This window comes from Planococcus liqunii, assembly GCF_030413595.1.
GTDB classification, from domain to species: Bacteria; Bacillota; Bacilli; order Bacillales_A; family Planococcaceae; genus Planococcus; species Planococcus liqunii.
Genome location: NZ_CP129238.1, coordinates 808,083 through 819,985, shown reverse-complemented (window position 1 = coordinate 819,985; position 11,903 = coordinate 808,083). Strand labels below are relative to the sequence as shown.

Below are 11,903 nucleotides of genomic sequence, written 5' to 3'. Positions count from 1 at the left end.
ACCTTTAAGTTCCGACTGTTTAGTTGCTGTTGATGATTGCGAGTATTTCTTTAGCGGATTTCGCTTCTGCCAGCTGGTCCACATTGTCCTGTTCTGCGCAGATGACTGCGATGCCGGACAGGATGTCCAAATGTGTGCCGTCTTTGCCGGCGATGCCGAAAATCAGTTTCGCACTTTCTCCATTAAAGTCTACTCCATTTGGAACTTGAACAACAGTAAAGCCTGATTTGATGACCGATTTTTTCGCTTCTTCGGTGCCGTGCGGAATCGCCACGTTGTTGCCCATATACGTTGTCGTGATTTCTTCGCGCTTCATCATTTCATCGACATAGGACTCCTCCACGTAGCCGGCATTCACAAGTGCTTCTCCGGCAAAGCGGATCGCTTCTTCTTTGCTGCGGAAATCCTGTCCGATGAAGATGTTCTCTTCCAATAAAAGCTGATCGTCTGCAGCCGGTTCGTTTTGTTCGGCTACTGGCGCTTCACTTTCTTCAACCAGTTCGCCCTGTTCGCCGGTCACGCCGTTTTTCAGGCTGTCGATCAACCGGTCGTATTCGGGACTGGATAAGAAATTATCCACTGAAATGTGGTACGCATTCGGCACTTTGCTTTGTGCACGCGGCGTTAATTCTTCCTGCGTAATGACGATCTCGGAATCGGCAGGAATCGTGCTGATGGCTGTGTTCGTCACTTTGACATCAAGCCCTGCTTCTTTCACTTTCTTGCGCAGAAGCGATGCCCCCATCGCGCTCGACCCCATTCCGGCGTCGCAGGCAAAGACGATTTTTTCAACATTGCTCGGCATAACCCCTGTTGCCGTAGCCGCCGTGCCCGTTAAGTTTCCGGCAACCGAACTTTTCTTGCCTTTCATTTGTTCCATTTTCTTTGTGGCTTCGTTGATGTCTTCATCTGTCTGCTTGCTGGATTTCAAGATCACAGCAGAAATCAGGAAGGACACCGTTGTCGCTACAAGTACCGCTGCGAAGTTGGCTACATATGCCATGCCTTCAGGCGGCGTAACCGCTGCAATTGCCAGGATGCTTCCCGGTGATGCCGGAGCAACCAAGCCTCCGCCCATCAAAACAAGTGTGAACACGCCGCTCATACCACCTGCAATGACGGACAGCAGCAACATCGGCTTCATTAAGACATACGGGAAATAAATTTCGTGGATCCCGCCGAAGAAATGAATGATAGCCGCACCCGGTGCTGATTGTTTTGCCATGCCTTTGCCGAACAGCATGAACGCAAGCAGGACACCAAGACCCGGTCCTGGGTTTGCTTCGAGTAAGAACAGAATGGATTTTCCAGCTTGCTGGACTTGTTCCAAACCGATCGGCGACAAGACGCCGTGGTTGATGGCGTTGTTTAAGAACAGGATTTTCGCTGGTTCAATCAGAATGCTTGTCAGCGGCAATAGCCCCGCTTCCAATAACCAGTCAACGCCTGATACCAAGACTTCGGTAAATGCTTTTACAGCCGGCCCGACTCCTAGGAATGCCAGGATGGCTAAAACGCCGCCAATAATCCCGGCAGAGAAGTTGTTGACCAGCATTTCAAAACCGGTGCGGATTTTGCCTTCGATCAATCCGTCAAATTTCTTGATGACGAACGCCCCAAGCGGCCCCATGATCATGGCGCCCAGGAACATCGGTGTATCCGGAGCTCCGATAATGACGCCCATCGTTGCGATCGTCCCGACGACGCCTCCCCGCTGATCATAAATTAGCCGTCCTCCTGTATACCCAATCAAGAGCGGCAGCATGTATGTAACCATCGGCCCGACCATTTTGCCAAGTTCTTCGTTCGGGAAAAAGCCGGTCGGGATGAACAATGCCGTAATTAATCCCCAAGCGATAAACGCGCCGATGTTCGGCAGCACCATCGAACTCAGGAAGTTGCCAAACTTCTGTACGGAAACTTTCATTGCTGATTGATTCATGTCTTCCATCCTTTCTGCTAAAGAGCAGTTTCTGTTTTCTTCTTACTCTTATCATAGAGGACAAATGGAAGCGCATTCAATGAGAAGGAAAGTTAACTTTGTCGCAGGTGTTTGGACAAGGGTATGGTTAGTGTTTTATATAGAAGAAACACAGTTGAGAAGGAAAGTGGGGAATATCGATAGAAAGCTTGATAACACCGTTAGAAACTAAAAAAACACGGATAGGAAAATGAAAAACACCGATAGAAAGCTGCTGGAACGCTGATAAGGCTTGGGGTGGAAACCTTTAGGCAATAAAAATACAGGCAACAACTAAAAAGTTTCCGCCTGTCGGTTTTCCGTATACAACTGCTTTTTATTCTTCCTCACCAGCTAACCACTCAATTGAATAATAGCTTTCAGCCAAATTATCCGGGTATTCCCATCCGATGCCTCTTGCATTTGAAACAACGGCTTCAAGACGCTCGCTTACCTGCTGATAAAGGCGTTCGTCACGGTTACAGGCATCAGCGACCTGGTCAAACATCGTGGCCATGCTATAATAAAACGCCCCATCAATATCCCCGTAAGCCGCCGTGAATTCCGTTCCAAGTTCAACATAGTATAGCATCAAGTCGGTTTTCAAAAATTGGTCATCTGTGAATTTCGCAAAATTGCTGATTGCTTTTTTCGCCTGGGAAAGGCGGAGTTTCGGCTCCCCTTTTCGTGGGAAAAACTCATTCTGTATCTGAGTTTTTGCCTCTTCGTGCAATTCGGCAACTGCTGCTTCCCCTTGAACTTCAGCCGCCAAGAAATTCTGCGCTTCCTTGCTGGTCTTAGATAACTCGACAATCAAACGGATAAGATTCTCGTTGCTGTAAGATTTCAGATGCTTTTTCAATTCGCTTACTTTCAGTTTAGCCATTTGCAACGGCCTCCTCTCATTGCCATCATTAATACGAAATCTTCGACAATTCATCAAGCAGCGCTTTGCGTTTCGGGTACATAAATTTAAGTTCATCAATCAATACGACAGCCGCTTCTTTTCCTAATGCTTTTTTATAAATCTTGATTTTTCTGCATGCTTCCTGATATTTCTTGCGGTCGGAAGTGGGTGCTACCAACTGATAAATGTAAGAAGTGAAAAGCTCATTCACTTCCAGCGGATACTCCGCCAATAAATGCGGGTACAGCGTTTCGATAGTATGAAGGTTGGCCCGGCAATATTCCAGCAGTTCTTCGGTCATCTTTTCCTCGACGAGGATGGTCACATAAAGATCAGAATTCCATCTCAGCTTCTTCAAACCCTTCAGCAAAGATGCCACTGTTTCCTGCCATTTGTCAGCCTCCACCAGTTTTTTCAACGCATGATAATAATCCTTCTCGCCGGCAGCAACAAGTTCATAGGCAAGAGCGATTTGATGTTTTTTCCAGCCGGCCAAGGCATACGCTTCAAATCGCGCCTTTTTCCAGTCCCGCACCAAGCCCGGCAAATCTGAATCTATTAGCTCCGATTCTTTGCACAAGCGGATGGCTTGTTCAAACTCACCCGCTTCCATCGCCTGCTCGACTTGCGCTTTCCGTATATATGGAAAAGCACTGTGCGTTCGATAGAACTCTTCCACCGCCGCTTGGTCTCCTCGCTCCTGCAAAATCATTAGCTGAAACAAGCGGAATTGTTCGGCTTCGTACCGATAGGACTTGTTTTGCAGCGCTTCACTGCTAATTACCTTTTCAATAAAACTATAGATTTCTGTGCCATAATTCCCTCGGTCGCTCCACTCCATCAAGGACCCTACAAGTGACGCCGGTACATCGGTCATATCCTGTTCCAGATGAAAAAGGATGGCAGGATAAAACAAGTCCAATATCCGGTCAAAAACCACGCGATTCAAGCTTTCCGGCCACTGCTCCATTACTTCTCCAATCTTCCCGAGGCTTTCGCCTATTACCGTTCCGATTATTCCCGACGAGTCATCCGCTTTCTCAAGCATTTTGCTGCATTCGTGGACAATGATTAAACTGAGGAGAATAATCCTTTCGCCGTCCTGTGCCAGGTCGAGTGTATCCAAATAGTCCTGGACTTCCAGCGCCCCCTCGATTGCCTGATCCGTCCGGTCCCATTCGATAAACCCACTTCGGCTTGCACGATTTGCCGATTTGCGGATGATCCGGCGGGCCTTCGCTTCATCCATTTCGGCTGTTTCTGAGAATTTTTCCGCTAAATATAGATTCACAGCCGGCTGTTGCTGCAGCAAGTCTTCCAGGAGTTCCAGCAGCTCCGCTTTTTTCATTCCCTTCAACTCGGACATAACATCCACGGGAGCAGGAACGTATTCATTTTTATGCTCTTGGATCGCCAGGCAAACGGCCACTTCATGTTTGCACAAAGAATCGGATTCAAAAGGGCAGGTGCAGAAAGAGGACAAAATCTCATCCTCTTCACTTAAAAGCACCGACACATGATAATCGTTAGTGCCGGACACAACTCCATGCCAGCGGTTCGGCCCATCTTCCCTCAAGCCTTTCACATAATTCTGTTCAAAATAATCCATGCCTCTTTTATACAGCTTAGCAGGCACGTTTTTTTCTAAGTTGCTTAACTTCATAAAAGTTCACCTCTTGGTTCCATTATAGCCGGATGGATTGGGAAGGCGAAACGGGCTATAATGCTGATTTCCTAAAATAGCGATAGAAAAGATTAAAGATGACAGCTTTTCACTAGCGAAAAGTGAAAAACTGATTTAGTTGCGTTCCTGGGAATTTATTCTCATTCTCAGGGCTTTATTCGCGGAACGCAGCTTTCCTGAAAAAGAACAACAAAAAAGCCCGGCAATTGCTGCCAGACCCCTGCTTAAAACTCCCCAATCACCTTTAAGGCTTTTAACGCCAGCTGCAGATCAAATTGCTTTTGGGAATCCCGCAAATCAACTTTGGCGATTTCGCTGATTCGGTTGATGCGATAGCGTAGACCACTCACTGATAACTTTAAATTTGCAGAAGTCAGCTCCAAATTTCCGCCGTTCATCAAAAATTCATAGAGGGTGAGCATGTATTCTTTCTGCTGTTCGGATGTCCCATACAAGGCACCCAACTCCATTTCCGCTATTTTACGGATTGCTTTTTCTTCCTGAGAATGGACAAGAATGCCGAGAATCCCCAGTTCCTTGAAATACATCGTCGGTTGCTGTTCAGTGGTAAACCGGGCCGCTGTCATCGCTTCTTTCATTTGATCATGTACTAAGCTAAGATCGTTACAAGTTGAACTAACGCCGACATGGCAATGAAGATTTGGATAAGACCGTTTGATGCGCTCATAGAAAATCATTGGTCCATTATGCATCAATTCGTGTTCAGCTTCTTCCGGGATAAAGCACAAAATCCCGTTTGCCCGTTGAACCTGCAGAACTTCATAACTGCGCTCCTGAAAGAATTGAACGACTTCTTGATAAATATTAGTGAACGTCGACAAGTTGTCTTCTTCGTTGAATTCATTGTAGCCGAGCGCCAAATAAGCGATATGGTATTTGCCGGACACATCAATGTTCAAAAGATTCAATTCACGGACAATCTGCTCTTTCGATTCGAAACCATCCGTGAGCATTTTCTCAAAAAGAATTCCTTTTGTGCGAGCATTGGCTTCCATGATGTTCTTATTGTTCAAATAAACGAGTGTACTGATGGATGTCAGCCTGCCGAGAATCATCCGATCGATTTCTTCGGGCAGCTGCTCGCTTTGCCCGTAAATAAACGAGCAATAACCCAAAATTTGATTTTGGATATATATGGGTGCCGTTAATCGGCCATACTGCTCAAATTCGAGAAATTCTGTTTTTTGGATCGGCCATTCTTTCAGCCGTGCATGAAAAGGAGCTTGTAATCCGGTCGCTTCTTCCAAGCTGATATTTTCAAAATCGGTGATTTGGCCTTTCTGATTTTCAATAATAATCGGTTCTGAAATGTATCTTTTTAGGATTTCCAAAATATTTTCCAGCCGATTGGAACGAATCAGTTCCTCTGTCAGCTCGTTATGGATATCAATGACCATCTGAAGACGGTTCCGCTCTTCAACGACTTGGAAAAAAGGTACCGGACTCTCTTCTGCATCTGTTCCCATAAAACCTTTGTAATCACAAGGATCCCAGTCTTCAAGCAACTTCCCTTCCCATTGGCACGCCGCATCACCGCTTGCCTCACAAGTATGTTCCTTAAAAAATACATCTTTGCCGATCAAAGTGGAAATATAGCCGCTGGCAAACCCGCATAAAGTATAGCAAACGGGTTTTACAGCGGTTATTTCTTTATTTATATAATTATCTGTCTCAAAAGACTCTTTCCATCTGCCTTTGAACAAAACAGAGACCACTTCGTTTTCAACGACTTCAATCTTCTTGACGTCAATCGTGACATGCGCTTGACCCAACGCTCCATGGATTTCAGCTCCATAGAGCATCTGGGAAATCAGATCCAGGTCCTCTCTAGCATCAACAGTTAAAGCCACATCTCTTCCTTGCGACCAGCCAAACTGAAAGAAATTCTTTTTCACTTTTTCCAAACCCAGCATGTTGATCAATTGCTGCTGCCATGCCAAAAAAGACGCTCGCGGAAATTCAATCGAGCGTTCTTTTCTGTTTTTTTGAGATTGGCCATCTTTTGAGTCATTCCAGGTTTCCCTGTTCGAAGACAGTCTTTGTCCCATTTTATTTCTCCACCCTTCAGTTCAAGGCAATGCAGATGTTTTTCGCTTCCGAGAAAAATTCAAGGCTATGGTGGCCGCCTTCCCGTCCGATTCCGCTCTTTTTGAAACCGCCAAAAGGTGCACGCAAATCACGGACAAACCAGCAGTTGACCCAAATCGTGCCCGCACGCACGCCATGTGAGATGCGATGCGCCCGTTTCAAGTTTTCCGTCCAGACCACACCGTTCAAGCCATATTGCGTATCGTTGGCAATCTGCAAAGCTTCTTCTTCTGTATCAAAAGGAATGATTGTGACGACCGGGCCAAAAATCTCTTCCTGGCAAATTCGCGCTTTCGGATCTTCGTGCAAGTATACCGTCGGCTGCAGATAATAACCATCTTTTAAATGAGGAGCCAACTCTGGTGTGCTGCCTCCCGTAATTAGAGTTGCCCCTTCTTCTTTGGCAATCTCCAAATAAGATTTCACTTTTTTGAAATGCTCTTCACTGACAAGCGGTCCCATTTTCGTTTCCGCTGCCTGCGGATCGCCTACAACCAGCGCTTCAGCTGCAGCTTTATATTTTTCAATGAATGTATCTAAAATGGAACGCTGAACTAAGATTCGGGAGCCTGCCAGGCAGACTTGTCCGGAATTCAAGAAAGCCGCCTGGATTGAAACTGGAATGGCTTTATCTAAATCTGCGTCTTCAAATATAATATTAGCCGCTTTGCCGCCGAGTTCAAAGGCAAATTTTTTCAATGTATCCGCACCGTTTCGCATAATGGCTTTTCCTGTGGCTGTAGAGCCGGTGAAAGAAATCAAATCAATATCCGTATTCTTTGTGATTGCTGTTCCCACTACGCTGCCTTTGCCGTGAATGATATTGACAACACCGTCCGGGATTCCAGCTTCTTTTGCAATTTCACCGAGCAATGAAACCGAAAGGGGCGTCATTTCTGCGGGCTTGATAACGGCTGTGTTCCCAGCCGCCAAGCATGGGCCGAGTTTCCAAGTTGTCAGCATGAATGGCGCATTCCACGGCGTGATCAATCCTGCAACACCTACCGCTTCATAGCGTGTGTAGTTGATATAGGCATCTTCCATCGGATACGTTTCACCGCCTTGCTGTTCCATGAAGTCCGCGAAGAATTTCAAATTTTGCGCAGCACGTGGAACTTCTCCAGCAACAGCATGGCTGTATGGTTTGCCGACATCCGCTGCTTCCAGACGGGCGATTTCTTCTTTCCGTTCTAAAATAATTTCTGCCATGCGGCGGATTTTTGCGCAGCGTTCCGCTACCGTCATCGTTCGCCAAGGACCGTTTTCAAACGCTTCCCGTGCAGCTTGGCATACTTTTTCCACGTCTTGCTCTGTCGCTTCTGAGACAACGGCGATCACTTCCTGAGTCGCCGGGTTTTTCACTTCAAAAGTTTGCTGATCTGAAGAAGCTTCATAGTTTCCGTTGATGAAATGCTGAACTTCTCTTACTTTAGTTTCTACTGAAGTCATTTGGATTCCTCTTTTCTTTTTGAAATCGATTGGCCCGCTATTCCCCAATGGGTCTTCGGTACTTCCGTGATCAACACGCGAACGTTTTCTTTAGGTGCATCGAGCGTTTTAGACACGGTGGCTGTCACTTCCGAAATCAGCTGTTCCACTTTTTCAGGACTGCGTCCTTCAGCAATCGTAATTTGGATAAATGGCATTCTACTCACTCTCCTGTCTTGAAACTGGCATGTATCGTTCCAAATCCGTCGAACGATGCTGAGAAATGATCTCCTGGTTCAATGTGGATGGCTTGAGTGATGGCACCGCTCAATACAACCTGGCCTTTTTGGATAAACTGTCCGCGCTTGGCAAGTTTATTGGCCATCCAGGCGATGGCACTCGCCGGATTGCCCATGACGGCAGCGAGTGTGCTGGTTGCGGCCACTTCCCCGTTTTTCCGGAACACAACTCCGCCGAGCCGCATGTCCACTGCTTCCGGTGATAGGATTTGATTGCCCAAAATATAGCGGCACGAAGATGAATTGTCCGCCACCGCATCAAGCAGTGTGAATTTAAACGCTTCAAAGCGGCTGTCAATCACTTCAAACGCCGGCAGCACATAAGCGGTTGATTGAATGATTTGTGCGGCCGTTATATAGTCGCCCTTTACATCTTCTTTAAAGACAAAAGCGAGTTCCGGCTCCAGTTTGCCATGGATAAAGCCATCGATGGAATGCGTCTCGCCTTCATTCAGGCTCATGTTCTTTAATAGGACACCGTATGAAGGTTCATGGACGCCCATCATCTGTTGTTTGGCTTTGCTGGTCAATCCGAGTTTCCAGCCGGAAACCGTCGTTCCTTCTTCCAGGCATTTTTTTTCGATCAATAATTCCTGTACATCGTAAGCTCGGTCTTCATTAAATTCCGGAACGTCCTGTGCAAATTGCGGCAAGGTTCGTACATCTTTCTCAGCCCGAAATAAATCTTCTACTATATGATCAATTGATGCTGTTTTCATTACGCGTTCCTCCCATCCGAAAAACTTGCTGAAACTGATCCAATATGGGCAAATTCAGCGGTAAATGTATCGCCGTCCTGTATCGGAAGCGCAGTGGTAAAAGCGCCTGTCAAAACGATTTCACCAGCTAAAAGCGATACATCATAAGCCGACAAGGCATTTGCCAGCCAAGCGATAGCGGTGATGGGATTGCCGAGAACTGCTGCACCAGTGGCTGATTCGAGGTACTTGCCGTTTTGATAAACGTTCATCCCCAAACAGCTGAGATCCAACCCTTCCAGTTTCGTCGGTTTCGTGCCCATCACTACGAGAGCGGAGGACCCGTTATCCGAAACGGTGTCTTCAAAACGGATTTTCCAGTCTTCAATGCGGCTGTCGATAATTTCAATGGCGGGCACTATGTAATCCGTCGCTTCAATCACATCAAGCGGTGTGATGTTCGGCCCTTTTAAATCTTTCTTCAGCACGAAAGCGATCTCGCATTCCACTTTCGGCTGTAAAAGTTCTTCAAGCGGTACTGTATCACCGTCCGTATACATCATCGTATCGAACAAATGCCCATAATCAGGTTGGTCCACCCCGAACATCGACTGGATCGCTTTGCTCGTCGCTCCGATTTTCTTGCCGACAATCCTTGCACCTGCCGCTTTTTTTTGTTCGACGTATTGCAATTGAATCTGGTAGGCGTCTGATAAAGTGATAGCCGGAAAACGTTCCGTTAATGGCGCAATCGGCTTTTTAGTCCGTTCCGCTTTGAGTAGTTCATTTGCAAGCTGTTGAATCACAACCATGTCAGCAATCCTTTCTTCTAGGGAAAAAGCCGTCAACAAAAAATCATCAACGGCATTCCTGTTTATTTCACGAGTTCTTTTTGAGCCAGTTCTTTTTGCTGCAATTCGAGAGCTACATCCAAAATCCAATCTTCCTGTCCGGCAACTGCGTGGCGGCGCCCCAACTCTTCGATAATCGCCACCGGATTCAGATTGAATTTCTCTGCCGCTTCCCGGACATGGAGCAAGAAGCTATTGTAAACACCGGCATAGCCGGAAGCCAAATTATCACGGTCGATAACATTGGGATATTTGAATACCGGTGCCACCAGATCTTCTGCTGTATCCATCAAAATCGTCAAGTTGATGCCCGTATCGATCTTCATTTTATTCAATACGGCTACAAGCACTTCAGTTGGTGCATTGCCGACGCCTGCGCCAAGTCCGCGGAGCGTCCCATCAACTTGATCAGCCCCTGCTTCCAAAGCAGCAACCGTATTGCCAATGGCAAGTCCCAAATTATTATGGGCATGGAAACCGACATTGATCGACAAGGCTTCTTTTAAGCTTGCTACGCGCTCCCGGACACTTTCCGGAACCAGCGCCCCTGCGGAATCGACGACATAGACACAGTCTGCGCCATAGCTTTCCATCAGTTTTGCCTGTTTTGCCAGCACTTCAGCCGGTTGGGTATGGCTCATCATCAGGAATCCGACAGTGCCAAGGCCGCTTTTTTTCGCTTGTTCAAAATACTGTTGAGACACATCCGCTTCCGTACAATGCACAGCTATGCGCAGAACATCGACACCGTATTCGGCAGCTTTCAAGATTTCCGGTCGTGTCCCGATTCCCGGCACGAAAAGCGAGGCGATTTTGGAGTCTTTTTTATTGGCCACCGCTCGTTCAATCAGCGACCATTCGTCATGTACCGAGAATCCCTGCTGGATGGTCGAACCGCCGAGGCCGGAGCCATGGCTGACTTCAATCACCGGAACGTTTGCTTCCGCCAAGCGGCTTACCACTTCCCCGACAAATTCCGGAGTAAAGGAATGGCTGACTGCATGGGATCCGTCCCGCAATGTGGTATCTGTTACAATCGGTGTCTTCATGCAATCACCCCTCCTTTCTTCAGTAAATGGCTGGCGAATTGTTCGCCGACTTGTTGAGCCGCTGCTGTCATAATATCCAGATTGCCGGCGTAGGCTGGGAAGAAATCGCCTGCCCCTTCCACTTCATTTAAAATGATCACAGTCGGCAAATCTCCCCAAGGGGTATGGCGGACATCGATATATGGAGCGCCTTTCAGGCGGTAGCCTGGCACGTAGCGCTGCACTTCTGCCACGACTTCATGGATAGAGTTCAGGACGGCCGCTTCATCGGCTTCTTCTTTTAAAACTGCATAAACGGTGTTGTTCATCATAATCGGCGGCTCTGCAGAGTTGATGACGGGAATCGCACGGGCCGTTTCCGCTCCACCAATCCCTTGGCAGGCATTTGCCGTGGTCATCGTGAATTCGTCCAAGTTTTGCCGGGTTCCAGGACCGACTGAGTTACTGGAAATCGTCGCGATGATTTCGCTGTATTTCACAGGGGCTATCCGGTTTACCGCATATACGAGAGGCGTTGTTGCCTGTCCGCTGCAGGAAATCATATTGACATTATCCAGTTCGAGATGGTCGCCAAGGTTAATGGCCGGGACTACATACGGGCCGACCGCTGCCGGCGTCAAGTCAACTGCGATAATGCCTGCTTCCTTCAAACGGGGAGCATGTGCCAAATGCGCTTTGGCGCTTGTCGCGTCAAACACAATCCGGATGTCCCGGTTTTCCAGAACGCCATCGATGCCCTTGGCAGTCGTCGGGATTTCAAGTTCAGCCGCCCGTTTCAAACCTTCCGACTCCGGATCGATGCCGGCCATTAAAGCCAGCTCCATTGATCCGTCGGTCTTCAGGATTTTATACATTAAGTCCGTTCCAATATTTCCTGATCCTAGTATGGCAACTTTGATTTTCTCCATGGGAACCTCC

At 47.4% G+C, this 11,903-nt stretch carries 10 protein-coding genes; all 10 read right to left on the bottom strand.

Going from position 1 to position 11,903, the window contains the following annotated elements:
* Positions 1 to 19 precede the first annotated feature (19 nt).
* The 10 genes from QWY22_RS04110 to QWY22_RS04065 all read right to left on the bottom strand — a co-directional run bounded on the left by QWY22_RS04110 (position 20) and on the right by QWY22_RS04065 (position 11,893).
* Positions 20 to 1,942: a PTS mannitol transporter subunit IICBA gene (locus QWY22_RS04110; RefSeq protein WP_300983202.1), complete on the bottom strand. Its 1,923-nt coding sequence runs from the start codon at positions 1,940 to 1,942 to the stop codon at positions 20 to 22.
* 355 nt (positions 1,943 to 2,297) lie between these two features.
* Positions 2,298 to 2,846: a DUF6155 family protein gene (locus tag QWY22_RS04105; RefSeq protein ID WP_300983201.1), complete on the bottom strand. Its 549-nt coding sequence runs from the start codon at positions 2,844 to 2,846 to the stop codon at positions 2,298 to 2,300.
* Between the two features lie 28 nt (positions 2,847 to 2,874).
* The gene (locus QWY22_RS04100; RefSeq protein ID WP_300983200.1) at positions 2,875 to 4,530 is read right to left on the bottom strand and encodes an SWIM zinc finger family protein; all 1,656 of its coding nucleotides are present in this window, start codon (positions 4,528 to 4,530) and stop codon (positions 2,875 to 2,877) included.
* Positions 4,531 to 4,775: 245 nt separating this feature from the next.
* Entirely contained in the window at positions 4,776 to 6,620 is a 1,845-nt protein-coding gene (locus QWY22_RS04095; protein WP_300983199.1) for a helix-turn-helix domain-containing protein, read from the bottom strand.
* Positions 6,621 to 6,636: 16 nt separating this feature from the next.
* Positions 6,637 to 8,109, bottom strand: a complete 1,473-nt coding sequence (locus QWY22_RS04090; RefSeq protein ID WP_300983198.1) for an aldehyde dehydrogenase — start codon at positions 8,107 to 8,109, stop codon at positions 6,637 to 6,639.
* Positions 8,106 to 8,306 carry a 4-oxalocrotonate tautomerase gene (locus tag QWY22_RS04085; protein WP_300983196.1) on the bottom strand — a complete coding sequence of 67 codons (201 nt, stop codon included), beginning with the start codon at positions 8,304 to 8,306 and terminating at the stop codon, positions 8,106 to 8,108. The genes QWY22_RS04090 and QWY22_RS04085 overlap by 4 nt, the downstream gene beginning before the upstream one ends.
* Positions 8,307 to 8,311: 5 nt before the next feature.
* Positions 8,312 to 9,106, bottom strand: coding sequence for a 2-keto-4-pentenoate hydratase (locus tag QWY22_RS04080; RefSeq protein WP_300983195.1), 795 nt, complete (start codon positions 9,104 to 9,106; stop codon positions 8,312 to 8,314).
* Positions 9,106 to 9,897: a 2-keto-4-pentenoate hydratase gene (locus QWY22_RS04075; RefSeq protein ID WP_300983194.1), complete on the bottom strand. Its 792-nt coding sequence runs from the start codon at positions 9,895 to 9,897 to the stop codon at positions 9,106 to 9,108. The genes QWY22_RS04080 and QWY22_RS04075 overlap by 1 nt, the downstream gene beginning before the upstream one ends.
* A 62-nt stretch (positions 9,898 to 9,959) precedes the next feature.
* A complete protein-coding gene (dmpG, locus tag QWY22_RS04070) occupies positions 9,960 to 10,985 on the bottom strand; it encodes a 4-hydroxy-2-oxovalerate aldolase (protein WP_036802616.1) in 1,026 nt (341 codons plus the stop codon).
* Entirely contained in the window at positions 10,982 to 11,893 is a 912-nt protein-coding gene (locus QWY22_RS04065) for an acetaldehyde dehydrogenase (acetylating) (RefSeq protein ID WP_300983193.1), read from the bottom strand. Before QWY22_RS04065 ends, dmpG begins: the two co-directional genes overlap by 4 nt.
* Between the last annotated feature and the right edge of the window lie 10 nt (positions 11,894 to 11,903).